The organism is Saccharopolyspora sp. NPDC002376 (assembly GCF_053593195.1).
In genome coordinates this window covers 32,816-58,648 of the sequence record NZ_JBSFBZ010000042.1, presented here as the reverse complement: position 1 = coordinate 58,648, position 25,833 = coordinate 32,816, and the positions used below count along the sequence as shown (strand labels likewise).

At 69.3% G+C, this 25,833-nt stretch carries 24 protein-coding genes; 15 read left to right on the top strand and 9 right to left on the bottom strand.

All coding sequences use genetic code 11. From position 1 onward, the window contains the following. Positions 1-10: 10 nt before the first annotated feature. Positions 11-649 carry a trimeric intracellular cation channel family protein gene (locus ACWCO2_RS25305; protein WP_450130246.1) on the top strand — a complete coding sequence of 213 codons (639 nt, stop codon included), beginning with the start codon at positions 11-13 and terminating at the stop codon, positions 647-649. Here the strand turns inward: ACWCO2_RS25305 and ACWCO2_RS25300 are convergent. Beyond that, complete coding sequence (locus ACWCO2_RS25300) at positions 644-1,096, bottom strand: peroxiredoxin (protein ID WP_450130245.1); 453 nt, start codon at positions 1,094-1,096, stop codon at positions 644-646. The genes ACWCO2_RS25305 and ACWCO2_RS25300 overlap by 6 nt on opposite strands. A gap of 108 nt (positions 1,097-1,204) precedes the next feature. On the opposite strand from ACWCO2_RS25300, the gene ACWCO2_RS25295 reads away from it, so the two are divergent. Together ACWCO2_RS25295 and ACWCO2_RS25290 are read left to right on the top strand one after the other, a co-directional pair. Then, entirely contained in the window at positions 1,205-1,993 is a 789-nt protein-coding gene (locus ACWCO2_RS25295) for an Fpg/Nei family DNA glycosylase (RefSeq protein ID WP_450130244.1), read from the top strand. A 357-nt stretch (positions 1,994-2,350) separates the two neighbouring features. After that, complete coding sequence (locus ACWCO2_RS25290; RefSeq protein ID WP_450130243.1) at positions 2,351-3,211, top strand: 3-hydroxybutyryl-CoA dehydrogenase; 861 nt, start codon at positions 2,351-2,353, stop codon at positions 3,209-3,211. 48 nt (positions 3,212-3,259) lie between these two features. Here ACWCO2_RS25290 and ACWCO2_RS25285 read toward each other — a convergent pair whose 3' ends face one another. Both ACWCO2_RS25285 and ACWCO2_RS25280 read right to left on the bottom strand, forming a co-directional pair. Then, positions 3,260-3,940 (bottom strand): alpha/beta fold hydrolase, encoded by a 681-nt coding sequence (locus tag ACWCO2_RS25285; protein WP_450130242.1) that lies wholly within the window; start codon positions 3,938-3,940, stop codon positions 3,260-3,262. 3 nt (positions 3,941-3,943) lie between these two features. Beyond that, a complete protein-coding gene (locus ACWCO2_RS25280) occupies positions 3,944-4,597 on the bottom strand; it encodes a GntR family transcriptional regulator (protein ID WP_450130241.1) in 654 nt (217 codons plus the stop codon). A gap of 121 nt (positions 4,598-4,718) precedes the next feature. Here ACWCO2_RS25280 and ACWCO2_RS25275 point away from each other — a divergent pair, with 121 nt between their 5' ends. Continuing rightward, the gene (locus ACWCO2_RS25275; RefSeq protein WP_450130240.1) at positions 4,719-5,900 is read left to right on the top strand and encodes a CaiB/BaiF CoA transferase family protein; all 1,182 of its coding nucleotides are present in this window, start codon (positions 4,719-4,721) and stop codon (positions 5,898-5,900) included. Further along, on the top strand, positions 5,897-7,090 hold the full coding sequence (locus ACWCO2_RS25270) for an acyl-CoA dehydrogenase family protein (protein ID WP_450130239.1): 1,194 nt from the start codon (positions 5,897-5,899) through the stop codon (positions 7,088-7,090). The genes ACWCO2_RS25275 and ACWCO2_RS25270 overlap by 4 nt, the downstream gene beginning before the upstream one ends. Before the next feature lie 278 nt (positions 7,091-7,368). Here ACWCO2_RS25270 and ACWCO2_RS25265 read toward each other — a convergent pair whose 3' ends face one another. Next, the gene (locus tag ACWCO2_RS25265) at positions 7,369-8,127 is read right to left on the bottom strand and encodes an SDR family NAD(P)-dependent oxidoreductase (protein ID WP_450130238.1); all 759 of its coding nucleotides are present in this window, start codon (positions 8,125-8,127) and stop codon (positions 7,369-7,371) included. 197 nt (positions 8,128-8,324) lie between these two features. Continuing rightward, positions 8,325-9,788, bottom strand: a complete 1,464-nt coding sequence (locus ACWCO2_RS25260) for an amidase (protein WP_450130237.1) — start codon at positions 9,786-9,788, stop codon at positions 8,325-8,327. Positions 9,789-9,969: 181 nt separating this feature from the next. Here ACWCO2_RS25260 and ACWCO2_RS25255 point away from each other — a divergent pair, with 181 nt between their 5' ends. After that, positions 9,970-11,127, top strand: a complete 1,158-nt coding sequence (locus ACWCO2_RS25255; RefSeq protein WP_450130236.1) for an MFS transporter — start codon at positions 9,970-9,972, stop codon at positions 11,125-11,127. Here ACWCO2_RS25255 and ACWCO2_RS25250 read toward each other — a convergent pair. Beyond that, the gene (locus ACWCO2_RS25250; RefSeq protein WP_450130235.1) at positions 11,114-11,962 is read right to left on the bottom strand and encodes an SAM-dependent methyltransferase; all 849 of its coding nucleotides are present in this window, start codon (positions 11,960-11,962) and stop codon (positions 11,114-11,116) included. The genes ACWCO2_RS25255 and ACWCO2_RS25250 overlap by 14 nt on opposite strands. A gap of 123 nt (positions 11,963-12,085) precedes the next feature. Between ACWCO2_RS25250 and ACWCO2_RS25245 the strand changes: the two genes are divergently transcribed. The 7 genes from ACWCO2_RS25245 (at position 12,086) to ACWCO2_RS25215 (ending at position 20,825) form a co-directional block, all read left to right on the top strand. After that, on the top strand, positions 12,086-13,186 hold the full coding sequence (locus ACWCO2_RS25245; protein WP_450130234.1) for an S-(hydroxymethyl)mycothiol dehydrogenase: 1,101 nt from the start codon (positions 12,086-12,088) through the stop codon (positions 13,184-13,186). Beyond that, entirely contained in the window at positions 13,186-13,815 is a 630-nt protein-coding gene (locus tag ACWCO2_RS25240; RefSeq protein WP_450130233.1) for an MBL fold metallo-hydrolase, read from the top strand. The genes ACWCO2_RS25245 and ACWCO2_RS25240 overlap by 1 nt, the downstream gene beginning before the upstream one ends. A 153-nt stretch (positions 13,816-13,968) precedes the next feature. After that, positions 13,969-15,201, top strand: a complete 1,233-nt coding sequence (locus ACWCO2_RS25235) for a sensor histidine kinase (protein WP_450130232.1) — start codon at positions 13,969-13,971, stop codon at positions 15,199-15,201. Positions 15,202-15,238: 37 nt separating this feature from the next. After that, positions 15,239-15,934: a response regulator gene (locus ACWCO2_RS25230; RefSeq protein ID WP_450130231.1), complete on the top strand. Its 696-nt coding sequence runs from the start codon at positions 15,239-15,241 to the stop codon at positions 15,932-15,934. Between the two features lie 267 nt (positions 15,935-16,201). Beyond that, positions 16,202-17,251 (top strand): Gfo/Idh/MocA family oxidoreductase, encoded by a 1,050-nt coding sequence (locus ACWCO2_RS25225; RefSeq protein ID WP_450130230.1) that lies wholly within the window; start codon positions 16,202-16,204, stop codon positions 17,249-17,251. 77 nt (positions 17,252-17,328) lie between these two features. Beyond that, positions 17,329-19,746 carry a phosphoketolase family protein gene (locus ACWCO2_RS25220; protein ID WP_450130229.1) on the top strand — a complete coding sequence of 806 codons (2,418 nt, stop codon included), beginning with the start codon at positions 17,329-17,331 and terminating at the stop codon, positions 19,744-19,746. Beyond that, the gene (locus ACWCO2_RS25215; RefSeq protein WP_450130228.1) at positions 19,731-20,825 is read left to right on the top strand and encodes an acetate/propionate family kinase; all 1,095 of its coding nucleotides are present in this window, start codon (positions 19,731-19,733) and stop codon (positions 20,823-20,825) included. The genes ACWCO2_RS25220 and ACWCO2_RS25215 overlap by 16 nt, the downstream gene beginning before the upstream one ends. 10 nt (positions 20,826-20,835) lie before the next feature. Here ACWCO2_RS25215 and ACWCO2_RS25210 read toward each other — a convergent pair whose 3' ends face one another. Further along, positions 20,836-21,591 carry a hypothetical protein gene (locus ACWCO2_RS25210; protein ID WP_450130227.1) on the bottom strand — a complete coding sequence of 252 codons (756 nt, stop codon included), beginning with the start codon at positions 21,589-21,591 and terminating at the stop codon, positions 20,836-20,838. 76 nt (positions 21,592-21,667) lie between these two features. Between ACWCO2_RS25210 and ACWCO2_RS25205 the strand changes: the two genes are divergently transcribed. Beyond that, positions 21,668-23,659 carry an APC family permease gene (locus tag ACWCO2_RS25205; RefSeq protein WP_450130226.1) on the top strand — a complete coding sequence of 664 codons (1,992 nt, stop codon included), beginning with the start codon at positions 21,668-21,670 and terminating at the stop codon, positions 23,657-23,659. Here the strand turns inward: ACWCO2_RS25205 and ACWCO2_RS25200 are convergent. Both ACWCO2_RS25200 and ACWCO2_RS25195 read right to left on the bottom strand, forming a co-directional pair. Then, the gene (locus ACWCO2_RS25200; RefSeq protein WP_450130225.1) at positions 23,640-24,623 is read right to left on the bottom strand and encodes an LLM class flavin-dependent oxidoreductase; all 984 of its coding nucleotides are present in this window, start codon (positions 24,621-24,623) and stop codon (positions 23,640-23,642) included. The genes ACWCO2_RS25205 and ACWCO2_RS25200 overlap by 20 nt on opposite strands. 111 nt (positions 24,624-24,734) lie before the next feature. Beyond that, a complete protein-coding gene (locus ACWCO2_RS25195; protein WP_450130224.1) occupies positions 24,735-24,908 on the bottom strand; it encodes a PspC domain-containing protein in 174 nt (57 codons plus the stop codon). A 62-nt stretch (positions 24,909-24,970) separates the two neighbouring features. On the opposite strand from ACWCO2_RS25195, the gene ACWCO2_RS25190 reads away from it, so the two are divergent. Then, on the top strand, positions 24,971-25,810 hold the full coding sequence (locus ACWCO2_RS25190) for a hypothetical protein (RefSeq protein ID WP_450130223.1): 840 nt from the start codon (positions 24,971-24,973) through the stop codon (positions 25,808-25,810). The last annotated feature ends 23 nt before the right edge of the window (positions 25,811-25,833 follow it).

The window sequence follows — 25,833 nt, the reverse complement described above, 5'->3', positions numbered from 1 at the left end:
GAACCGTGCGGTGGTCACCGCGATCCTCAACCCGCTGGTGCAGGAAGTCCTGGACCTGATCGGGATCTTCGCGTTCGCGCTCTCCGGGGCGCTGCTCGCCGTGCGCAAGCGCTTCGACGTCGTCGGCATCGTGGTGCTGGCCGAAGTGACCGCGCTGGGCGGTGGGGTGTTCCGGGACCTGGTGATCGGCGCGGTGCCGCCGGTGGCCTTCACCGACCTCGCGTACTTCAGCACGCCGTTGATCGCCGCGGTGGTGGTGTTCTTCTGGCATCCGCGGCTGGCCCGGATTCGCCGGTTCGTGCTGTTCTTCGACGCGATCGGACTGGGCGTGTTCTGCGTGGCGGGCAGCGTCAAAGCGCTCAACTACGGCATGCACCCGCTGGCGTCGATCGCGCTGGGCGCGGCGACCGCCATCGGCGGTGGAGTCATCCGCGACGTGCTGGCGGGGGAGATCCCGGCGTTGCTGCACCCGGAGAGCGAGATCTACGCGGTGCCGGCGCTGCTGGGCAGCGCGATCGTCGCGCTGCTGGCGGTCACTGGCACGCTGACGCCGATCACCAGCGCAATCGCCGCGCTGCTGGCGGTCGTGGCGCGACTGCTGGCCCTGCGCTTCGGTTGGCGCGCACCGCTGGCCCGCGGGTCGCTATGACTGTCGCTTGAGAACAGCCAGCGCCTCGTCGGCGTGCGCCGCCATGCGGAACTCGCTGCGGATTACCGCCATCACGCGGCTCTGCTCGTCGATGACGAAGGTGTGCCGCTTGACCGGGATGGGCCCGAACCGGCGTTTGACGCCGAACTGCCGGGCGACCGCGCCGTCGACATCGGACAGCAGCGGGAACGAGAAGTTGTGCGCGTCGGCGAACTGCCGCTGCTTGCCGACCTGATCGGCGCTGATCCCCACCGGCTGCGCCCCGACCTCGGTGAACTCGGCGGCCAGGTCGCGGAAGTGGCAGGCCTCGGCGGTGCACCCGCTGGTCATCGCCGCCGGGTAGAAGAACAGCACGACCGGCCCACCGGCCAGCAGGTCGGACAGCTTGCGCTCGCTGCCGTCCTGGTCCGGCAGCACGAAGTCGGCCACCACATCGCCTTCTCGCATCCTCGTTCCTCCACGTGTTCGAGTTCCGGCAGCACCAGGGTATTGGCGCGTGGAAACCAGGTGTTACCAGGTGTTCCTGCCTGGCCTTCGGGTGGGTAGCCGGGGAGCATGCCTGAGCTGCCGGACGTCGAGGGTTTTCGCCGGGTTGCGCAGCACGCCGAGAAGCGGCAGGTGCGCAGCGTGCAGGTGTGCGATGCGCAGGTGTTGCGCGGTGTGGGCAGCGAGGCGTTCCGGAATGCGTTGCAGCGTCGGTATTTCGCCACGCCGCAGCGGCACGGCAAGTGGTTGTTGATCCCGACCGCTGGTGCCCCGAACTCGCCCTGGGTGCTCGCGCACTTCGGCATGACCGGGAGCTTCGAGTGGTGCGGGCACGACGTCGAGCTGCACAGGCACGATCGGGTCGTGTTCGACTTCGCCACCGGGCAGCTGCGCTACCGCGACATGCGGAAGCTGACCGGGCTGCACCTGGCGCGCGGGCAGGGCGAAGTGGACGAGCTGCTGGCCGAGCTCGGCCCGGACGCGCAGCAGATCGGGGCCGAGGAGCTCGGCGAGCGGCTGACCCGCACTCGGCGCGGGGTCAAGGCGGCGCTGATGGACCAGGCAGTGCTCGCCGGGCTGGGCAACATCTGCGCCGACGAGTTGTTGTGGCGGGGGAGGATTCACCCGAACCGGGCCACCACCGAGCTGACCGACGACGACCTCGACCGGCTGCACCGGGAGATGCGCGCGATGCTGCGCGACGCCGTGCGAGCCGGTCGTGTGCCGGACGACGCGTCCTGGCTGACCGGGCACCGCGACGAGCCCGATCCGCGGTGTCCGCGCTGTTCGACGGCGCTGCGCCGGACGCGGGTCGGTGGGCGCGGCACGCTGTGGTGCCCGGCCTGTCAACCCGCGTGATGTCGGAGCGCATGCGGTCGTGCACGGACAGTGCGGTAACCTGAAGTTGTTTCGGGGGTCAGGGTCGGGGGTTCGACTGCGCGGAGCCGGAAGCCGTGGGGGCTAGGGACCGGCTCCGCGCCGCCCGCCTTGTGCCTGTGTCCTCTGGTCGTTCTGCGTAGCGGTGCCGGTTGCGAGGGTGGGCTACGTTTCAACGAAAAAGATCAAAAGCCAGGATCGAGGACAGGCACTTGCGCCAGCTGTGTCATCGGCGTGGTCTAGCGCACTGTTTACCGGTCGGTAACCGCTGTTTTTGACATGATCGGGCCGACGAACGCCGTGCAGCGGCAGTGCAGCCGGAAGCGGGAAGGATCTGTGGTGACGAAGATCGAACGCCTGGGAGTCGTCGGTGGCGGGCAGATGGGCGGTGGCATCGCGGAGGTGGGTGCCCGAGCCGGTCTCGACGTGATCGTCTGCGAGGTCAGCGACGAAGCCGCCCGCGCCGGCCGCACGAGGCTGTGGAAGTCGCTGAACCGCGCGGTGCAGAGCGGCAAGCTCACCGAGGCCGAGCGCGACGCCGCGCAGGACCGCCTGCACTTCTCCACGTCCCTGGCCGACCTCGAGGACCGCAACATGGTCATCGAGGCGATCGCCGAGGACGAGGAGCTCAAGACCAAGCTGTTCGCCGAACTGGACAAGATCGTGTCCGACCCGGACGCGATCCTGGCGTCGAACACCTCGTCCATCCCGATCGCCAAGCTGGCTGGCGCCACCAACCGCCCGCAGCAGGTGCTCGGCGTGCACTTCTTCAACCCGGTTCCGGTGCTCAAGCTCGTCGAGCTGGTGCCGTCGCTGCTGACCTCGGAGGAGACGGTCGAGCGCGCCTCGGTGTTCGCCACCGAGCAGCTGGGCAAGGAGACCATCCGGGCCAAGGACCGCTCCGGGTTCATCGTCAACGCCCTGCTGGTGCCGTACCTGCTGTCGGCGATCCGGATGGTCGAGGGCGGCTTCGCCAGCGCCGAGGACGTGGACAAGGGCATGCAGCTGGGCTGCGCCCACCCGATGGGTCCGCTGCGGCTGTCCGACCTGGTCGGCCTGGACACCCTCAAGGCGATCGCGGACTCGATGTTCGAGGAGTACGGCGACCCGAACTTCGCCGCCCCGCCGCTCCTGCGCCGCATGGTCGACGCAGGCCTGAAGGGCAAGAAGACCGGCAAGGGCTTCTACGACTACAACTGACCCCGCTCGTGGAGGGCGCCTTCGACCGGCCGGGTCGAAGGCGCCCTTTCATCGGGTGGCCAGGAGGGTTCGGAGTTCTTCGGCGATCTGGGTCGGGTTGTCTTCCATGGGAAAGTGGCTTGCGTCGGGGATCGTTGCGAGGGTTGCGTTCGGGATGTCCTCGGCTAGGCGCCGGGCGTAGGTGAGTGGTTGCCAGCGGCCTTCTGCGCCCAGATGATTCTGGTTGGGGCGGTTAGGGTTTTGAGCTGGGGCGCTACTTTTTGGGTTGCTGTTGAGTTTTAGTGGCGGACTTGGTGTTCGAAGAAGGATGCTTGGCCGATCCTTGTCCTGTGTGGACTTGAGTGGACCTCGAGGGTTTCGCCGGTCATGTGGTCCGGGTTGGCGACCGTCGTTGTTGGTTGGCGGGTTAGCAGGGCTTCGAAGTCGTGCTGAGGCGTGGAAGCCTGGTCGTCCAGGTGGTCTTGGATGATCTGTTGCCAGGTGTGCGAAGGCCAGGAGTCGTAGCAGGTAGCGGAGCCTCAGCGGTGCAAGCGCCGAGGGTGGGCTATGCGCCTCACCGTCACGCAAAACGAGTTCAAAAACGGGTTCTGAGGTGTCGCGGTTGAGCGGGCGTTCTGAGGCGCAGTAGCCCAGCAGGTCGTAGAGCAGGACTTCGTGGCGTGTCGCTTCGAAAGCGGGGAACACGTTGGGCCAGATGTGGGAGTGCGATCGCGTTCCGTGCAGGAACACCAGTCAGTCCGCTTCGGACGTGATGGTGCCGCGCAGGGCGTCGACCGCGTGGCGGCGGTGGTCGTCGAGAAGGCGGATCAGGTCATCGGCCCGGCGATTTCGCGCTGCGACGACGATGGAGTCGTGTTCGTGGCGGACGCGTGCGCGGTTGGTGTCGGAGTTGTAGTAGACCGCGCGGTAGGCGTCGGTGGCGTCCCACAACGTGCGCACGACGCGCAGCAGACGCGGCATTCCCGACGGTTCCAGCAGTGCGAAGTGGAAGCGGCGGTTGGCCGCGATCATGGCGACCAAGTCGTCGCTGTCGGCGGCTTCCTCCACGTCCCGCTGGGCGTCGGTGATCCGCGCCAGGTCGGTGTCGGTGAAGCGCTCGGTGGCCACCGCAGCCGCCTCCGCCTCCAGCAGCTCCCGCATCCGGTAGACCTCCAGCAGGTCGCGCAGCGACAGCTCGGCCACCGAATAGCCCCGGTGCGGTTGGTAGACGACCTGGCCTTCGGCTTCCAGTGTCTTCAGCGCCTCACGCAGCGGCACCCGGCTCACGCCGAGGCCCTGCGCGATCGAGTCCTGCCGGATCGGCTGGCCCGGCGACAGCTCCCCGGACACGATGGATCTGCGCAGCTCGCCGAGGACGAACTCCTGCGTGGTGGGTGGTCGCTTCATCCCGCTTCTCCCGTGGTCTCGGCTGTTCTACGCCCTTGACCGGCCGTCGAACAACTGTATATTGGATCCAAAATCGCGGTGACGCAAGCCACTGGTGAGCGCATCGGGGAAGGGCGGGTGCATGGAGACGTTGCCGATGGAAGGCGTGGTCGTCGCGGACTTCAGCCGGGTTCTGGCCGGCCCGTGCGCGACGATGCTGCTGGCCGACCTGGGCGCCACCGTGATCAAGGTGGAGCGCCCCGGCAGCGGTGACGACACCCGGTCGTGGGGGCCACCGTGGACCGAGCGCAGCTCGTCCTACTTCGAATCGGTCAACCGCGGCAAGCGCAGCATCGCGCTGGACCTCGCCGATCCGCAGGACCAGGAGACCGCGCTGGACCTCGTCCGCCGCGCCGACGTCCTGGTGGAGAACTTCAGAACCGGCTCGCTGGCCCGCTACGGCCTGGACCACGCCAGCACGCGAGAGATCAACCCGCGGCTGATCTACACCTCGATCTCCGGCTTCGGCAGCGCCGGAGGCGCGGACCTGCCCGGCTACGACTTCGTGGTGCAGGCGCTCGGCGGGCTGATGAGCATCACCGGCGAAGCCGACGGGCCGCCGACGAAGGTCGGCGTGGCGCTGGTGGACGTGCTCACCGGCAAGGACGCCGCGCTGGGCATCATGGCCGCGCTGCGCCACCGGGAGCTCACCGGTGAGGGTCAGCACGTCGAGGTGAACCTGCTGTCCAGCCTGCTGGCGTCCCTGGTCAACCAGATGAGCGGCATGCTGACCACCGGTGTCGCGCCGCAGCGGATGGGCAACCAGCACCCGAGCATCGCCCCGTACGAGACGTTGCGCTGCGAGGACGCCTTCCTGGCCGTCGCGGTTGGCAACGACGGCCAATTCCGCAAGCTGTGCGAGGCCCTCGGGCTGCTCGGGTTGCCCGACGATCCGCGGTTCGCCACGAACGCGCAGCGCGTCGCGCACCGCGAGGAACTGGTCCGCCTTCTGGAGAACGTGCTCGGAGCCCGCACCGCGTCGGACTGGCAGCACCGCTTGCAGGGCTTGGGCATCGCGTGCGGGCAGGTCAACGACCTGCCGCGGGCGGTGCACTACGCGGAATCCCTGGGCCTGCGCCCGCTGGTCGACCCCGGTGGTGGGGCGGCGATGCAGGTCCGGATGCCCATCGACTTCTCCGCGCACGGCAGCGCCGAAGTGACGCCGCCGCCGCTGCTCGGCGAGCACGGCAAGGAGGTCCTCGCCTGGCTGGAGGACCCCGAACAACCACTTCCCCCCATCGTCCCTAGGAGGAATTCGCAATGAGTGCCGGTGAAAAGCGCCCCGCGTTCGATCCGCGCGACCCGCTCGGGATCGACGCCGAATTCACCCCGGAACAGCTGGCGATCCGCGACAGCGTCCGCGCGCTGTGCCGCGACCACGTGCAGCCGCACGTCGCGGAGTGGTACGAGCGCGGCGAGTTCCCGCAGGCCCGTGAACTGGCCCGGGAGCTGGGCAAGCTCGGCGTGCTGGGCATGCACCTGGAGGGCTACGGCTGCGCCGGACTGTCCGCAGTGGACTACGGCATCGCCTGCGAGGAGCTGGAGGCCTGCGACTCCGGGCTGCGCTCGCTGGTGTCGGTGCAGGGCTCGCTGGCGATGTTCGCGATCTGGCGCTGGGGTTCGGAGGAACAGAAGCAGCGCTGGCTGCCGCAGATGGCGGCGGGCGAGGCGATCGGCTGCTTCGGCCTGACCGAGCCCGACCACGGTTCCGACCCGTCCTCGATGCTCACCAACGCCCGCCGCGACGGTTCCGACTGGGTGCTCAACGGCCGGAAGATGTGGATCACCAACGGCAGCATCGCCTCGGTGGCCGTGGTGTGGGCCAAGACCGACGAGGGCGTGCGGGGCTTCGTCGTCCCGACCGATGCGCCGGGCTTCTCCGCGCCGGAGATCAAGCACAAGCTGTCGCTGCGCGCCTCGGTGACCAGCGAGCTGGTGCTCGACGACGTCCGGCTACCCGCGGACGCGGTGCTGCCCGAGGTCACCGGCCTGCGCGGGCCGCTGTCCTGCCTCAACGAGGCCCGCTACGGCATCGTGTGGGGTGCGGTCGGCGCCGGTCGCAGCTGTCTGGAGGCGGCGCTGGACTACGCGACCACCCGCGAGCAGTTCGGCCGGCCGATCGGCGGTTTCCAGCTCACCCAGAGCAAGCTCGCCGACATGGCGGTGCGGGTGCAGAACGGACGCTTGCTCGCGCTGCACCTCGGCAAGCGCAAGGACGCCGGACAGCTCATCCCGCAGCAGGTCAGCTTCGGCAAGCTGGACAACGTGCGCGGTGCGATGGAGGTCGCCCGTACCGCTCGCACCATCCTCGGCGCGAACGGGATCTCCTTGGAATACCCGGTGATCCGCCACATGACCAACCTCGAGTCGGTCCTGACCTACGAGGGCACCGGCGAAATGCACGCCCTGACGATCGGCCAGGCCCTGACCGGCCTGAACGCCTTCCGCGGCTGAATACAGCTGCGAGGGTGGGCTAGGCGGCTACGCCGCTTCTAAGACAAAGCCAAGATCTAAGTTCTTGTCTTTGGTCTTTGTCTTTGAAACGCCGCCAGGCGTTTAGCCCACCCTCGCAACTTGCACTGCCGCGGGTTCTCAGCGTTCGCCTGGCGAGGACGGCCAATCCGCCGTGTATTGGCATACATAAGGGTTGGCACCCGGAGTCCAGGCGGGCGCTGAGGTTCCGCTACCGGCACCGCCACGCAAAATGAGTTCTAAGACAAAAGCACTGCCGGTCACCAGACGGTGAAGCCGCCGTCGACGACCATGTTGCTGCCGGTGACGAAGCTGCTGGCCTCGGCGGCCAGGAACACCGCCAGCGGGCCGATCTCGCGGGGCTCGGCCACCCGGCCCATCGGGGTCTGCGCCAGCCACTGCGCGTACCACTCGGGTTGGGTGTCCTGCACGCCCTGGAGCAGGTCCGTTCCGGTGTAGCCGGGGGAGATGGAGTTGACCCGCACCCCGCGATCGCCCCACTCGCCGGCCAGCGACTTGGTCAGCATGATGACCGCGGCCTTCGAGGTGTTGTAGTGCGCCTGCGGTTGCGGGTGGTTGGAGATCAGGCCGGACATCGAGGCGATGTTGATGATCGACCCCGAGCCCTGCGCCAGCATCGCCCGGCCGACCTCGCGGCAGCACCAGAACACCGCGTCCACGTTGAGCTCCAAGGTGCGCCGCCACGAATCGTCCGAAATGGACTCGGCGGCCTCGTTGCGCACCATGCCCGCGTTGTGCACCGACACGTCGATCCGGCCGTGCTCGGCCACCACGCGATCGACGAGCGCGGCCACCGCGGTCGAATCGGTGACGTCGACCTGCTCGAAGCTGCCCTCGACCTCGTCGGCGGCGCTCCGACCGGTGTCCGGGTTGATCTCGACGATCACCACCTTGGCACCCGCGGTGCGCAGGGCCTTGGCGATCTCCAGCCCGATGCCCTGACCGCCGCCGGTGACCAGAGCGACCTTGTCCTGCAACGAGAACACGTCGTTGCCCATCCGTCCTGCCTTTCCGAGCATTGTCGCCTTCGCCGCGATTATGCCGCCGCGTCCAGCCGCAGTGAACCAGCGATCACCCACCAGGACCAAGCGGACCGGAGCCCCCTGGCATACACAAGGCCGGGCACCCGCAGTCCAGGCGGACACTGAGGTTCCGCTACCGGCACCGCCACGCAAAACGAGCCTGGAACAGGTTTTCAGCGGAGGAGGGGCGGGAGGAAGCGGTGGGTCCAGTCGGTGGCGAGCTCGTAGGCGTGGGCGAGTTGCAGGAGCGGCCATTCCGCGTGGTTGCGGCCGATCAGCTGGACTCCCATCGGCAGGCCCGCCGCGTTGCAGCCCACCGGGAGGTTGGCCACCGGGTGCCCGGACAGCGTCCACGGCGCCACCACCTCCATCCAGCGGTGGTAGGTGTCCATCGACCGGTCGCCGATCTCTTGCGGCCAGCGCTGCTCGGCGTCGAACGGGAACACCTGCGCGCTCGGTGCGAGCAGGAAATCGTACTCGTCGAACAGCTCCGACACCGCCGCGTACCACTGCTCGCGGCCGGTGATCGCGCGGCTGATGTCGGAGGCCTGGAGCCGGTGGTAGTTCTCGACCTCGAAGATCAGCTCGGGTTTGAGCAGCGCGCGCTTGGCCGGGTCGTCGTAGAGCTCGGCGTGGTGGCGTCCGACCGTCCACGACCGCCACAGCAGGAACGTCTTCCACGCCTCCTCGACCGGCAGCCGCTTGGCCACCGGCTCGACCGAGCACCCGATTTCGCCGAAGGCGGCGAAGGATGCGGTGCACAGGTCCAGCACTCCGGGCTCGGTGGGCAGGTATCCGCCGAAGTCGCCGATCCAGCCGATCCGCACGCCGTCGAAGTCGCGGTCCAACCGCCCGGCGAACAGCTCCGGATCCTGCTCGATGCTCAGCGGTGCGCGCTCATCGGGACCGGCCATCGTGGACAGCAGCATCGCCACGTCCCGCACCGTGCGCCCCATCGGGCCGACGACGGTGGGTGAGCTGAGGAAACCTTCGGTCGGGATGCGCCCGAAGCTCGGCCGCAGCGACATGATGTTGTTCCAGGCGGCCGGATTGCGCAGCGAACCCATGAAGTCGCTGCCGTCGGCGACCGGCAGCAGCCGCATGGCCAGCGCTGCGGCGGCGCCTCCGCTGCTGCCGCCCGCGCTGCGCGTGGTGTCGTAGGGGTTGAGCGTCGTGCCGAACACCGGGTTGAAGGTGTGTGAGCCGAGGCCGAACTCGGGAACGTTGGTCTTGCCGATCACGATCGCGCCCGCTTCGCGCATCCGCCGCACGTGCAGCTCGTCCGCAGCCGCGATCGATTCGGAGAACACCGGTGAACCCTTGGTGGTGGCCAGTCCCGCGACGTCGGAGAGATCCTTGACCGCGACCGGGAAACCGTGCATCCAGCCTCGGTGTTCGCCGCGCTCGAGCTCAACGTCGCACTGCCGGGCTTCGGCGAGCAGCTCCGCCTCGTCGCGTAGGGAGACGATCGCGTTCACCGTCGGGTTGAACCGGTCGATGTGCGCGAGGTAGATCTGCATCACCTCGACGCAGCTGACCTCGCGGCGGGAGATCAGCCAGGACAACTCCACTGCGTCCAGCAGCACCAGGCTGGGGATCTTCGACGCGGGCAATCCGGAACCGGGCGCTACCGACACGCTGTTTCCTCCTGTGTCCGACAACCCCACGACCTTCGCTTTCGGCGGGGCCGCACGTCAACCACCTTCTCGACGGCAGCGGTGGGGCAGAGGTGTACATCACGTTAGCGTTGCTAAAAGCCATTCGGGTTTCCACGCTGAAGTGATCGGGGACACCGCTCGACGTCGAGGAGGGGCCGGGATGACCGCAGTGGCAGCGCAGCGGACCGTGGGGACCGCGCGGGTGCTGTCGTCGGTCGCCGCGGTGGTCACCGTCGGGGTGTTCCCGGTGTTCCTCGTCGGCGGGCTCGGCGTGCAGCTGCAGCGCGAGTTCGGCTTCGGCGTGGCGATGCTGGGCATTGGCGCGGCGGGTTTCTTCGGCGTCGCGGCGATTTCGTCCCGGACGATGGGCTGGCTGGTCGAGCGGATCGGCGCGCGGCTGGGCATGCGGATCGGGGCCCTGGGCAGCTCGCTGTGCTTGTTCGGGATCGCCGCCGCGCCCAGCTCGTGGTGGCTGCTGGGGCTGCTGTGGGTGGCCGGCCTGCCGAACTCGCTCGCGCAGCCCGCCTCGAATCTGCTCATCGCGCAAGGCATTCCGGTCAACCGGCGCGGCATGGGCTTCGGCGTCAAGCAGTCCTCGATCCCGGCGGCCACGCTGCTGGCCGGGGTGGCGGTGCCCGCGGTGGCGCTGACCATCGGCTGGCGCTGGGTTTTCGTGATCGCCGGGGCGATCGGCCTCGTCGCCGCGGTCGCGGTGCCCCGGTTGCCGGAGGCTGAACGGTCGACGTCCGGGCGCGCCGGGCGGAACAGCAAGGACGCGAGTCGGAGTGCGCTCCTGCTGCTGGCGATCTCCGGTGGTCTCGGTTCGGCGGCGGCCAACGCGCTCGGAGCGTTCGTCACCACCACGGCGGTCGAGGTCGGGTTCAGCCCGTCGGCGGCCGGACTGGTGCTGTCGCTGGGATCGGCGACCGGGCTGGTGATCCGGCTGTGCGCGGGGGTGGTCGCCGACCGCCGGAACCCGAACCTGGTGCGGGTCATCTCCGGGATGCTGCTGATCGGTTCGACCGGATTCGGGCTGATGGCGGTGAACTCGCCGGTCGCGTTCCTGATCGGGGTGTCCATCGGGTTCGGCGCGGGCTGGGCCTGGCCGGGACTGCTGAACTTCGCGGTCGCCAAGATCGCCCCGGACCGCGTGGCCAGCGCGACCTCGTTCACCCAGACCGGCGTTTACCTCGGTGGTAGTTCGGGGCCGCTGCTGTTCGGCCTCTTCGCCGAGCACGCGGGACTGGCCGGGGCCTGGCTGGCGGCAGGCGGGGCGGCGGTCATCGCAGGTGTCCTGCTGCTGTTCATCCGCCGTTGATGGGCTGGACCGGGATGCTGGTGTCGCCGGACTTGCGGGCCACCCCGCCGTAGTGCAGGTGGTACTGGTCGGCCGGGGAGGTCGGGTGGCCGGGGTCGGGGCGCCAGTCCGTCAGATAGGTCGTGCCGGGTGGCAGGACCTCGAAGTCGCCGAACAGCTTGTCGATCCAGCTCGTCTCCCGCGGGTGCAGAGGGTCGGTGGTCTCGGCGTAGAAGTCGGCCAGCGTGCGCACCGCCTCCGGGGCGCGGGTGCCGGTCACGTGCGAGACCACCAGGTGGCTGCCCGGCGCGAGGGCGTCGCGGTAGGCCTCCACCAGGCCGAGTGGATCGTCGGAGTCGGGGACGAAGTGCAGCACCGAGGTCATCAGCAGTCCGACCGGCTTGCTCAGGTCGAGCAGCTCCTGGGTTTCCGGGGCGAGCAGGACCGATGCGGGGTCGCGGCAGTCGGCCTGCAGGATCGCCGCGTGCGGCTCGGTGGCCAGCAGCGGCTTGCTGTGCGCGACGGTCAGCGGCTCGTTGTCCACGTACAGCACCCGGAAGTCGCGGGTGCGCCGGCGCGCCACCTCGTGCAGGTGTCCGATGGTGGGGGTGCCGGAGCCCAGGTCGAGGAACTGGCGCACGCCGCGGGCGAGCAGGAACTCCACGGTCCGGCGCAGGAACGCCCGGTTCTCCTGGTAGGCGGCCCCGATGCCCGGCAGTGCCTGCTCGACGCGCTCGACGAACTGGCGTTCGACACCGAAGTTGTGGCCCCCGCCCAGGAAGGCGTCGTAGATCCGGGCAGCCGCGGGCCGGGTGATGTCCATCTGCCGCGTCGGCGAATTGCGCGTGTCGACCATGGGTCCCCCTTCTCGCCGAAATCGTACAGTAGTCAATGTGTGACACAGGGTGTTCGCGATCTGTTCGCGCGCCGCCCTTGCCGATGGTCGTGCGCGCATATGACGATGGGTGACTCGTGATTGATGCATTCCCAGGAGGTGCTCGTGACCGACGTCCGCGCGGTGGTGTCGACAGGCAAGGGCAGGCCTGTCGAGGTGGTGACCATCGACGTCCCGGATCCCGGACCCGGTGAAGCGGTGGTGAAGGTGCAGGCCTGCGGGGTGTGCCACACGGATTTGCACTACCGCGAAGGCGGTATCAGCGACGAGTTCCCGTTCCTGCTCGGCCACGAGGCGGCCGGGATCGTCGAGGCGGTCGGCGAGGGCGTCCAGGACGTGCAGCCCGGCGACTTCGTGGTCCTCAACTGGCGCGCGGTGTGCGGTGTGTGCCGGGCGTGCAAGCGCGGTCGGCCGCAGTACTGCTTCGACACCCACAACGCCAGCCAGCCGATGACGCTCGACGGCACTCCGCTCTCGCCTGCCTTGGGCATCGGCGCGTTCGCGGAGAAGACCCTGGTGCACGCCAAGCAGTGCACCAAAGTGGACCCGACGGCGCGGCCGGCGGTGGCGGGGCTGCTCGGTTGCGGCGTGATGGCCGGGATCGGCGCGGCGGTCAACACCGGTGGTGCCGGGCCGGGCGACTCCGTGGCTGTGATCGGCTGCGGTGGTGTCGGTGACGGTGCGATCGCGGGTGCGAACCTGGCCGGGGCGCGCCGGATCATCGCGGTGGACACCGATCCGAAGAAGCTGGAGTGGGCGCGGCAGTTCGGCGCCACCCACGTGATCAACGCCGCCGAGACCGACTCCGTCGCGGCGATCCAGGACCTCACCGGCGGGTTCGGTGCGGACCTGGTGATCGACGCGGTCGGCCGGCCGGAGACCTTCAAGCAGGCCTTCTACGCGCGGGACCTCGCCGGCACGGTGGTGCTGGTCGGCGTTCCGACCCCGGAGATGACGCTCGAGCTGCCGCTGCTGGACGTCTTCGGCCGGGGCGGTGCGGTGAAGTCCAGCTGGTACGGCGACTGCCTGCCGGAGCGCGACTTCCCGATGCTGGTGGAGATGTACCAGCAAGGTCGGTTGCCGCTGGAGAAGTTCGTCAGCGAGGAGATCGCGCTGGACGGCGTGGAGGAGGCCTTCGCGAAGATGGCCCGCGGCGAGGTGCTGCGCTCGGTGGTGGTCTTCTGATGGCCGTGCGCATCGACCACACCACCACGTCGGGCACGTTCTCGCTGGACGGTCAGACCTTCGACGTCGACAACAACGCCTGGGTGATCGGCGACGACGCCGAGTGCGTGATCATCGACGCGCCGCACGACGTCGAGGCCATCCGCGCGCTGGTCGGTGACCGCGAGGTGCGGGCCGTGCTGTGCACGCACGCCCACGACGACCACGTGCGCAAGGCGCCGGAACTGGCCGCCGCGGTCGGCGCTCCGATCTGGCTGCACCCCGACGACATGGTGCTGTGGAACCTGACGCATCCCGACCGCGAGCCGGACGGCGAGCTGGCCGACGGTCAGGTGGTCGAGGTCGGCGGGATCGGTCTGCGGGTGCTGCACACGCCCGGCCACGCGCCGGGCGCGGTGTGCCTGCACTCGCCGGAGCTGGGCGTGGTGTTCACCGGGGACACGCTGTTCGCCGGTGGCCCCGGCGCGACCGGCCGGTCCTATTCGGACTTCGGCACCATCACCGAGTCCATTCGGGACCGGCTGCTGCCGCTGCCCGAGGACACCGAAGTGCGTCCCGGACACGGCGACAGCACGACGATCGGTGCGGTGCGGACGCAGTTCGACGAGTGGGTGAAGCGCGGCTACTGACCTCGCCTGTTCGGGCAGCGGGTAGGTTCTCGTTACCACTTTCGGCGGATGAAGCCGCGCAGCGCAGTGCGGATGATCTTGCCGGTGAGCGGTGACAGGACTGCTCACGGCTGGTATCGCGAGCCTATCCGCGCACCGTGTGAGGCAGGTCCGATGGTCGATCATGCGCTGGGCCGCACTGCTGCGGCGACTTCGCGGACGGGGTTGTGGGCCTGGCTCGTCGCGCATCGCGCGATGCTCGGCGACATCGCGTTCGTACTGGTGCTGGCGGTCGCGCACGGCTTCGACCTGTCCATCGGCGAGTATCCACCGTGGATGGACTGGTGGTGGCCGCTGGTGGTGAGCGTGCCGGCCACCGCGATGCTGGTGCTGCGGCGGCGGATGCCGTGGACGGTGCTGCTCGTGGTGATGACGGTGACCGTCGCGCTCACCCTGCTCAAGCTCTACATCGGCGGCCTGAACCTGGCGATCCTCGTCGCGATCTACTCGGTCTGCGTGCGCGGTTCGCTGGCGGTGTCGGTGGTGGTCGGGCTGATCGCGATGGTCTACCCGGTCACCGAGATGATCGTCTACGAGCTGACCCCGGTGGAGAGCTTCCTGCGCATCACCGGCGGGGTGGTCAACTTGGTGATGGTCATCGGCTGGGCGCTGGCGATGCAGATCGGACGGCGGCGCGCGGCGCAGCTGGAACAGACCCTGGCGATGCTCGACGACGCGCGCGACCAACTGGCCAGGGACGCGGCGGCTGTGGAACGGGCCCGCATCGCGCGGGAGTTCCACGACATCGTCTCGCACAACCTGTCGGTGGTGGCCCTGCGCGCGGGCGTCGCGCGAGCGCTCATCGACCGCGACCGGGAGCACGCCCGGCAGACGTTGCAGGAGCTGGAGCAGAGCTCGCGCGGTGCGCTGGGGGAGATGCGGCACCTGCTCAACGCCTTGCGCGACCGCAACTCCGCGGGGCAGGACCCGATGGACTGGCAGCCGATGCCGGGGCTCGACGGGGTGGACGCGCTGATCGAATCGGTGCGCGGCGGGCAGGTGGAGTGGCGGTTCGACCGGCGCGGGCAGGTCCGCGAGCTCGGCTCCGGGGTCGAGGTGACCGCCTACCGGATCGTGCAGGAGGCCATGACCAACGTGCTCAAGCACGCCGGCTCCGGGCGGGCGCGGGTGGTGCTGGACTACGGTGCGAGCGCGTTGCGGATCGAGGTGACCAACCTGGTCGGCGTGGGGGAGGTACCGCCGGTGTCCCATCTTTCGGGACATGGGCTGATCGGTCTGCGGGAACGCGTTGCGCTGCTGGGCGGAACCTTGACCGCGCATCCGATTTTGAACGGATTTCACCTTGAAGCCGTGCTACCGTGCGCGGAAAATTCGGACCTGGCCTGACTCGGAACTTGGCCGGCCCGGACCAAGGAGGCCCCGCGTGGAAACTGAGGACACGACTGTCCTGGTGGTCGACGACCAAGCGATGATCCGCGCGGGACTCGTGGCGCTGCTGTCGAACGAGCCCGGCCTGAGGGTGCTGGCCGAAGCGGCGGACGGCGACGCGGCGTTGGCCGCAGTGCGGCGCCGTCGTCCCGACGTGGTGCTGCTGGACGTGCGCATGCCCGGCAAGGACGGTATCCGGGCCGCGGCCGACATCATCGCCGAGACCGGTGGGGAAACCGCCGTGATCATGCTGACCGTGCATGACCTGGACGAATACGTTTACGCCGCGCTGCGCGCCGGTGCCAGCGGATTCTTGCTCAAGGACGCCACTCCGGAAGACCTGGTCCGAGCGGTGCGCACGGTCGCGGCCGGAGAAGCGCTGCTGGCGCCAGGGATCACCAAGCGGCTCCTGCAGCGGTTCGCCGCGCTCGGCGTCCGCGACGCGCGCAGCGAGCTCAGCGCGCTTACCGAGCGGGAACTGGACGTGCTGCTCGAGGTGGCCAGGGGCGGGTCCAATGCCGAGATCGCGCGCATCCTCGGTCTGGCGGAGCTGACCGTCAAGTCGCACCTGTACCACGTGATGCAGAAGCTGCACCTCAGCTCGCGCACCCAACTGGTGATCATGGCCTACGAAACCGGTTTGGTCTGCCCGGGCCAGGACAACAGGGACCTCCGCCAGGCCTCGGCCTGACGCGCCGGCGCTCCGGGGACGGCGGAGCGGCTGAGAGTCTGTCTTCGATCCTGATTTTTGATCTTTTGCTTTGATGCGCCGTCAGGCGCATAGCCCACCCTCGGCGCCGGCACCGCCGCGGGTTCTCAGACGTCGCCTGGCGAGGACGGCCCGACTGCCGTGTATTGGCATACATAAAGTTGGGCACCCGCAGACCAGGCGGCGTCTGAGGTTCCGCCACCCGCACCGCCAAGCAAAACGAGTTCAAAGACGGGTTCTAATGGGGACATGAGTTCTGCACTGCGAGTCGGTCTTGTCGGGTACGGCGTCGGGGGAGCGGTTTTCCACGCCCCGCTGATCGCCGCGCATCCGTCGTTGCGGTTGTCCGCCGTGGTCACCGCGAACCCCGAGCGCCAGCAGCAGGTGCGTGCTGAGCACCCGGATGCGGCTGTCGTCGACGACGTGGACTCGTTGCTGGCCGGGGATCTGGATCTGGTCGTCGTGGCGAGTCCGAATCGGACTCACGTCGAGCTGGCCACCGCGGCGCTGGACGCCGGGTTGCCGGTGGTGGTGGACAAGCCGTTCACCCCGACCGCGGTGGAGGGGCGGAGGCTGATCGAGCACGCCCAGGCCAAGGGGCAGCTGCTGACGGTCTTCCAGAACCGCCGGTGGGACAACGACGTGCGCACCGTGGCCAAGCTCCTCGGCGACGGCGAGCTGGGCCGGGTGCACCGCTTCGAATCGCGGTTCGAGCGCTGGTCGCCGACCCCGAAGCCGACCTGGCGCGACTCCGGCGGCGCGGAGGACGTCGCGGGCATCCTCTACGACCTGGGCAGCCACCTGATCGACCAGGCCCTGCAGCTGTTCGGGCCGGTCGCGGCGGTGTACGCCGAGCTCGACCACCGCCGCGAAGGGGTACAGGCCGACGACGACTCCTACGTGGCGCTGACCCACACCAACGGGGTCCGGTCCCACCTGTGGATGAGCAAGGTGGCGGCGCAGTCGGGCCCGCGCTTCCGCGTCCTCGGCGACCGCGCGGCGTTCACCAAGTACGGACTCGACCCGCAGGAGGCGGAGCTGCGTGCGGGTCGCCTGCCGATGGACGGCACTTGGGGGCGAGAGCCGGAAGAGAACTGGGGAGTGCTGGGCGTCGGTGACGACGTGCACCGCGTCCCCAGCGAACCGGGCGACTACCTCGCGTTCTACGACGGAGTCGTCAACGCGGTGCGCGACGGCACACCGCCACCGGTCGACCCGGCTGACGCCGTGGCGGCACTGGACATCATCGCCGCTGCTCGCCGCTCGGCGGCAGAGATCACCGTCGAGCGGCTGCTCTAGCGGCCACCAGCACGAGTTGCGATCCGGCTCCGGCCCCCCACGCTGAATGGCGAGGCGCCGAACGTGAGGAGCCGCGGATGAGCGAGACCAGCGTCGAGGCCGGTAGCGCCGCGTGGAGCACCACTCCGGCCGTGACCGAGCACCTCGAACGGTCGGAGCTGGACAGCCTGCAGCTGTGGTGGCAGGCCGCCAACTACCTCTCCGCCGGGCAGATCTACCTGATGGACAACCCGCTGCTGCGGGAGCCGCTGCGACCCGAGCACGTCAAACCCCGGCTGCTCGGGCACTGGGGCACCACGCCCGGGCTGAACTTCGTCTACGCGCACCTCAACCGGGCGATCCGGGAGCGCGACCTGGACATGATGTACGTGATCGGGCCCGGGCACGGCGGGCCCGGTCTGGTCGCGGCGGCGTGGCTGGAGGGCACCTACAGCGAGACCTACCCCGACGTCGCGCAGGACTACGACGGCCTGCGCCGGCTGGTCACGCAGTTCTCCTTCCCCGGCGGGATCCCCAGCCACGTCGCGCCGGAGACTCCGGGGTCGATCCACGAGGGTGGCGAGCTGGGCTACTCGCTGTCGCACGCCTACGGCGCGGCCTTCGACAACCCCGATCTGATCGTGGCGTGCGTGGTCGGCGACGGCGAGGCCGAGACCGGTCCGCTGGCCACCAGCTGGCACGCCAACAAGTTCCTGGACCCGGCCACCGACGGTGCGGTGCTGCCGATCCTGCACCTCAACGGGTACAAGATCGCCGGTCCGACGGTGCTGGCGCGCATCCCCGACGACGAGCTGCTGAGCCTGCTGCGCGGCTACGGCTACGAGCCCTACCTGGTGTCGGGTTCGGCGCCGGAGCCGATGCACCACCTGTTCGCCGCGACGCTGGACCGGTGCCTGGACGAGATCCGCTCGATCCACCGCAGAGCTCGCCGCGACGGCTGGGTGCAGCGCCCGCGGTGGCCGATGATCGTGCTGCGCACCCCGAAGGGCTGGACCGGACCCTCCACTGTGGATGGCAAGCAGGTCGAGGGGACGTGGCGTTCGCACCAGGTCCCGATCGCTGACCCGCGCGGCAACCCGGAACACCTGCGTCAGCTGGAAACCTGGCTGCACAGCTACGAACCGGCCGCGCTGTTCGACGCCGACGGTGCTCCGGTGCAGCGCATCAAGGACCACAACCCGACCGGTTCCCGGCGGATGAGCGCCAATCCGCACGCCAACGGCGGACGTCTGCTGCGAGCCTTGCGGCTACCGGACTTCCGGGACTACGCGGTGACCGTCGAAGAACCGGGGGCGACCATCGGTGAGGCCACCAAGGTGCTCGGCCGGTTCCTGCGCGACGTGATGCGCCGCAACGCCGAGGAGCGCAACTTCCGGGTGTTCGCGCCGGACGAGAACAACTCCAACCGGCTCAACGCGATCCTCGAAGCCACCTCCCGCGCCTGGTGCGCCGAGACCGAACCGGACGACGACGCGCTGGCCCCCGACGGCCGGGTGATGGAGATCCTCTCCGAGCACACCTGCCAGGGCTGGCTGGAGGGCTACCTGCTCACCGGCCGGCACGGGTTCTTCTCCTGCTACGAGGCGTTCGCGCACATCGTGGACTCGATGGTCAACCAGCACGCCAAGTGGCTCAAGGTGAGCAACCAGCTCGCTTGGCGGCCGCCGATCGCCTCGCTGAACTACCTGCTCACCTCGCACGTGTGGCGGCAGGACCACAACGGCTTCTCCCACCAGGACCCGGGATTCATCGACCACGTGGTGAACAAGAAGGCCGAGGTGGTGCGGGTCTACCTGCCGCCGGACGCCAACACCCTGTTGTCGGTGCTCGACCACTGCTTGCGCAGCCGCGACTACATCAACGTGGTGGTGGCCGGCAAGCAGCCCGCGCCGCAGTACCTGGACATCGAGGAAGCGGTGGTGCACTGCACCAAGGGCATCGGGATCTGGGACTGGGCCAGCAACGACCAGGACGGCGAGCCGGACGCGGTCTTGGCCTGCGCCGGTGACGTGCCGACGATGGAGGTGCTGGCCGCCGTCGACCTGCTCCGCGGCTACTTCCCGGACTTGCGCGTGCGGGTGGTCAACGTGGTGGACCTGATGCGGCTGGAGCACGAGCGCGAGCACCCGCACGGCCTGTCCGACACCGAGTTCGACAGCCTGTTCACCCTGGACCGGCCGGTGATCTTCAACTACCACGGCTACCCGTGGCTGATCCACCGGCTGACCTACCGCCGCCACAACCACGACAACATCCACGTGCGCGGCTACAAGGAGGAAGGCACCACGACCACGCCCTTCGACATGTGCGTGCTCAACCAGACCGACCGGTTCAACCTGGCCATCGACGTGATCGACCGGGTGCCGCGGCTGGGGTCGAGCGCCGCGTACGCGCGGGAGTCGTTGCAGGCCAAGCTGATCGAGCACCGGCACTACATCTCGGTGCACGGCGAGGACATGCCCGAGGTCCGGGACTGGAAGTGGCCGGCGCGGTGAGGGTGCTGACCGTCAACGCCGGATCCAGCAGCCTGAAGCTGGTACTGCTGGACGACGACGAGGTGGTGGCCCACGAGCACCTGGAGCGGTGGGCGGGGGAGGCGGAGCCGATCCGCCGGTTCCTGGACGAGCACGGGGCCGATGCCATCGGACATCGCGTCGTGCACGGCGGTACCCGGATCGTCACGGCGACGGTTGTCGACGACGACGTGTTCGACTACCTCTCCTCGCTGATCGAACTCGCGCCGCTGCACCAGCCGCGAGCCCTGGGTGGGCTGCGCACGGCTCGTGCGATCGCACCGGACACACCATCGGTGGTGTGCGTGGACACCGCCTTCCACGCCGGGCTTTCCGCGGCGGCGGCGACCTACGCGCTGCCCCGCTTGTGGAACCGCATGTGGTCGTTGCGCCGCTACGGGTTCCACGGTCTTTCGCACTCCTACGCGGTGGTGCGTGGCGCTGAACTGGTGGGGCTGCCGCCTCGGCAGGGTCGGGTGCTGTGCTGTCACCTCGGTGCGGGCGCGTCGATGGCTGCGGTGCGCGACGGGCGTTGCGTGGACACCACGATGGGCTTCACGCCGGAAGAGGGCCTGGTCATGAACACCCGCAGCGGAACTGTCGACCCTGGGCTGATCGGTTATCTGATCAACACGAAAGACATTGCGCCGCAAGAACTGTTCGGCGTGTTGGCGAAGCATTCCGGGCTGGCGGGCTTGTCCGGGACCTCGGGTGATCTGCGCGATGTGCTGGCGGCGCGGGCTGAAGGTGACAGTGATGCGTCGGTGGCCTTCGGCGTCTACCAGCGCAGCTTGGTGCGGCATGCGGGAGCGATGGCTGCGGTGCTCGGCGGCCTGGATCTGCTGGTGTTCACCGGCGGTATCGGCGAGCACCAGCCGTCGGTGCGAGCTGAGGTGTGCGAAGCGCTGTCGTTCGCCGGTGCGGCGCTGGACCCGCGGCGCAACGAGGCGGCCTCGACCGATGCGGACATCACCGAGATCGGAGCGCCCGTCCGCACTGCGGTTGTCCAAGCCCGCGAAGATCTCGAAATAGCCCGCCAAACCCGCGCCGCGGTGAGCTGAGATCGCCTGATCAGCCGCTGGTGCGGGAGGCGGAGTTCCAGAGGACGCATTCCTCGCAGTAGCCACCGCCGGTGCCGCGCCACCACTGACAGCAGGTGGTTCGGCGGGGCCACGGGTCGCGGTCGGGGTCGATGTCGAGCAGGTGTTCGCGGTTCGTCGCGGTGAGGAGTTCGCGGGCGGTGGCGATCGCGTCGCCGGGCATGCCCGCGCGCTGCAGCCGCCAGAGCACGGTGCCCACCGATCCGACCGGGTTTCCCCAGTACTCGTGGCTTTCCGGTGGCGGGCCGCCGAGGGCGTGCAGCGACTCGGTCAGGGGTTCGAAGGCGTCGGCGAGGTCCTGCCACCACTGCTGCGCCGTGACGAGCTGGGACGTCGCTGGTCGGAGTGCGGACAGTCGGCCTTCGGCGGTGATCGTGACGCGGAGTTCGCGAAGCGACGGGACCGGAGCGCCGAGGTGGAACTCCGGGACCGTGGCACAGGCCGCGAGCCAGCCGAAGCGGAACGCCACCAGCACCAGACCCGCGCGGCGGTGCCGGAAGCCGCCGCGTTCCTGCCACTCCTCGACGCAGCGCGGCAGCCACGGCGCGCTCGGGTCGCAGAACTCGTCCCACGGCACGGTCGGCAGGCTGGACCAGGGCACCGTGCCCGGCCTGGGCAACAACCTGTCGCACTCCCGCACGCGTCCGGCCAGCACGGCCGGGGAGCACTCGAGCATGTTCGCGCTGCCTCCCGTCGACTCGTCCGGCCACAGCCTACCGATGATCATCCGTGACCAATGTGGACAGTTTTCCGGGCGATTCGTTGAACAGGTGAGCTGCGCCGAGTCGACCTACGCTGGGACGGTGCCTTCGGCTGTGAACCTGTTGAAGCGTTTGCTGCTCGGGCGGCCGTTGCGCAGCGACCGGGTTGCGGAGACGCTGCTGCCGAAGCGGCTCGCGTTGCCCATCTTCGCCAGCGATGCGCTGTCCTCGGTCACCTACGCCACGCAGGAGATCCTGCTGATCCTGTCCATCGGTGGGATCGCGCTGCTGCACCTGACGCCGTGGGTAGCGCTGGCCGTGGTGGTGCTGCTGGCGGTGGTCGTCGCCTCGTACCGGCAGGTAGTGCACGCCTATCCCAGCGGTGGCGGCTCCTACGAGGTGGTGGTGCGCAACCTCGGCCGCGACCCGAGCCTGGTGGTGGCCGCGGCGCTGATGGTCGACTACGTGATGACGGTGGCGGTGTCGGTCGCCGCCGGGGTGGACAACATCGTGTCGGCGGTGCCGCAGCTCTACCCGAACCGGGTGTGGCTGGCCGTCATCGTGCTGGTCGTGCTCATGGCGATGAACCTCCGCGGCGCGCGCGAATCGGGACGGGCCTTCGCGGTGCCCACCTACCTGTTCGTCGGAGCGCTCGGACTGACCATCGTCGTCGGGCTGACCCAGTTCGCGGCTGGGAATCCGCCGGTCGCGGAGAGCGCCGGCTGGATGATCCGGCCGGAGCAGGTGGACATCACCGGGGTCGCCTTCGTGTTCCTGCTGCTGCGGGCGTTCGCGTCCGGTTGCACGGCGCTGACCGGCGTCGAAGCGATCTCCAACGGGGTGCCCGCGTTCCAGCGGCCGAAGGCTGCCAACGCGGGCCGGACCCTGGTGATCATGGGTGTGCTGGCGATCTTCCTGTTCAGCGGGGTGACCGCGCTGTCGATGATCGCTCAGGTGCGGGTCGCCGATGACCCGTGCAACCTGATCGGGTTCCCCACCGACTGCCACAGCACCGGCCAGCGCACCGTCATCGCGCAGGTGGCGGCGGCGGTGTTCGGCGTGGACACCGTGCTGTTCTACGTCGTGCAGGCCGGTGCGGCGCTGATCCTGCTGCTGGCCGCCAACACCGCGTTCAACGGCTTCCCGACGCTGGCTTCGCTGCTGGCCCAGCGCCGCTACCTGCCGCGCCAGCTGCACACCCGCGGTGACCGGCTGGCCCACTCCAACGGCATCGTCCTGCTCGGGCTGGTCGCGATCGCGCTCATCGCGGCGTTCGAGGGCTCGGTGACGGCGCTGATCCAGCTCTACATCATCGGGGTGTTCACCTCGTTCACGCTGAGCCAGATCGGCATGGTCAAGCACTGGAACAACCAGCTGGTCGACGCCGACGCGGCGAAGCGCCGTCGCGTGCACGGCAACCGGCTGATCAACGCCGTCGGTGCGGTGCTGACCGCGACGGTGCTGGTGGTGGTGCTGGCGACCAAGTTCACCCACGGCGCCTACCTCGTCGTGATCGCGATCCCGGTGCTGTTCGCGCTGATGCGCGGCATCCACCGCTACTACGGCGACGTGCGCCGGGAACTGGAGCCGGAACCGGGCGACATCACCCTGCCCAGCCGGGTGCACGCGGTCGTGCTGGTGTCGACGCTGCACAAGCCGACGCTGCGCGCGCTGGCGTTCGCCCGCGCCAACCGGCCGGACACGCTGACCGCGCTCACCGTGAACGTCGACGAGGAGGACACCGAGGTGCTGCGACGGGAGTGGGACCGGCAGAGCATCGAAACCCCGCTGAAGGTCGTCGAGTCGCCGTACCGGGAGATCACCCGGCCGGTCATCGACTACATCAAGCGCATCCGCCGCGCCAGCCCCCGCGACCTGGTGTGCGTCTACATCCCGGAGTACGTGGCCGGGCGCTGGTGGGAGAACCTGCTGCACAACCAGAGCTCGCTGCGCCTGACCTGGCGGCTGCGGTTCGAGCCGGGCGTGCTGGTGGTCAGCGTGCCGTGGCAGCTGGACTCCAGCCACCGGCAGGTCGACCGCGTTGACCGCGCGCCCGGTCACGCCCGCCGCGGTATCAACCCGCCGAGCCAGTGAGCTCGCTGAGCAGGCGGTAGGAGTCGAGCCGGTCGGCCGGGTCGTGGGCGGTGGTGGTGACCAGGACTTCGTCCGCGCCGGTGCGTGCGACCAGCTCGTCCAGCCCGGTGGCGACCTCGTCCGGGGTGCCGAACAAGTGACCCCGCAAGGCGCGTTCGAACTGGGTGCGCTGGCGGTCGGACATCTCCCGGGCGAGGACCTGCTCCGGCGACTCCAGCGGCGGGAACTCGCCGTGCGTGCGGGAGTAGGCCGTCGCCCACGCCTCAGGGACGAGCAGCCGTCGGGCCCGCTCGGTGCTGTCGGCGACGGCGATGGACCGGGCGAGGACCACGTACGGCTCGGTGGCCTGCGCTGATGGCCGGAAGTCCGCTCGGTACTGCTCGACCGTGCGGATCATCCGGTCGTCTCCGTGGGCCGAAGCGACGACCAGCGGCAACCCGAACTCCGCTGCGGTGCTCGCGCCGGAACCGGTGGCGAGCAGGAACACCGGTAGATCCAGCCCTTCGGCCGGGACGGCGTGCACGCCAGCGCTTGGCTGCCCGTCCAGGTAAGTCAGCAGCTCCGCCAGTTGGTCGCTGAACTGGTCGGCTGCTTCCTTGCCTCGCCCCAGAGCGCGCCGGATGCCGTCGGTGAAGCCGACCGAGCGGCCCAGACCGACGTCGATGCGGTCCGGGAACAGCGAGCCGAGCACGCCGAACTGCTCGGCCACGACGAGCGGCTGGTGGTTGGGCAGCATGACGCCACCGGTGCCGACCCGGATCCGGCTGGTCGCAGCGGCGACGGCCGCTGCCAGGACGGTGGGCGCGGCCCCAGCGACACCGGGCACGCTGTGGTGCTCGGCCACCCAGAACCGGTGGTAGCCGAGGCCCTCGACCTGCTGGGCGAAGCGAACGGTGTCCCGCAACGCCTGCTGCGGACTCAGCCCCCGCCCGACGTGCGAGCGGTCCAGCACGGAAAGACCCAAGCTCACACCAAGGTCAACGCTCGTGGAGCCGCAAGATTCCGCTTACGGGAAGGCCTCCACGGCGGTCGCCCTGCTCGGTGCAGCGGCGGCAACACTGCGCGCACCCGCGGGTCACGGTGCGTTGGGGGTCAGGATCCAGAGGAACACGTAGAACAGGACCTGCGGGCCTGGCAGGACGCAGAAGACCACGAAAGCCAGGCCGACGCTCCAGCCGAACCGGTGGGCGGTCCCGCTGCACACGCCGGCGATCACGTGTCCATCGCGAGGACGTTCCAAACCGCTCATGGCCGCAGCCTGCGGCCCGGCGTTGCATCGCGCACGTCGAGTAGTCGTGGCACGTTGACCTGGTGGAGTTCGAGCAGGTCGCCCGTGAGCTGTACACCGCCGATCCGGCCGGGTTCATCCCCGAGCGCGACCGGGGGGCCGCAGCGGCCAAGGAGCGCGGCGACGATGGGCTTGCCGCTGCGCTCAAGAAGTTGCGCAAGCCCACTGCTGCTGCGTGGGCGGTGAACTTGTTGGCGGTCCGTGAGCCTGACGCGCTGTCGGTTCTGCTGGAGCTGGGGGAGCGGTTGCGGTCGGCTCAGCGTGAGTTGCGGGGTGACGACATCCGGGGCTTGGCTGGCGAGCGGGCCCGGATTCTGCGTGAGCTGACCGACCGTGCGGCTGCTCTTGCGGCGGAGTGCGGTCATTCGTTGACCGAATCGACTCGTCAGCAGGTGGAGCAGACTCTTACCGCTGCGCTCTCCGATCCGGTTGCGGGGCGCGAGGTTCTGGTGGGGACCTTGGTGAAACCCCTGGAGTACAGCGGGTTTGGGGTTGATGAGCTTGCTGTTGCTGCGATGCGGCGTAGTGCGGAGAAGGCCGAGTCATCGGTGAAGGGGCGTGCTCGGGTTTCCGAGCTTCGGGAGGAGCTTCGGCGTAGCGATGCGCAGCTTGGCGAAGCCGCGGACGCGTTGGAAGCCGCTGAGCGCGCGGAGCGCGAAGCTGAGGATCGGTGTGAGGAGCTTCGCGACGAGATCGAGGAGCTGCGGGAGCAGCTCGCGCAGCGGCGGGACGTGCTGGAGCGGGCGGAGGGTGAGCAGCGCGAGCTCCGACGCGGCGCGAAAGCCGCTCGGCAGCGCCGGGAGCGCGCGCAGCGCGAGCGGGACGCGGTAGCGGAGCGGCTGCGGAGCGCGGAAGCGCCGTGAGGCGCGGTGGGTCATCCGCGGAG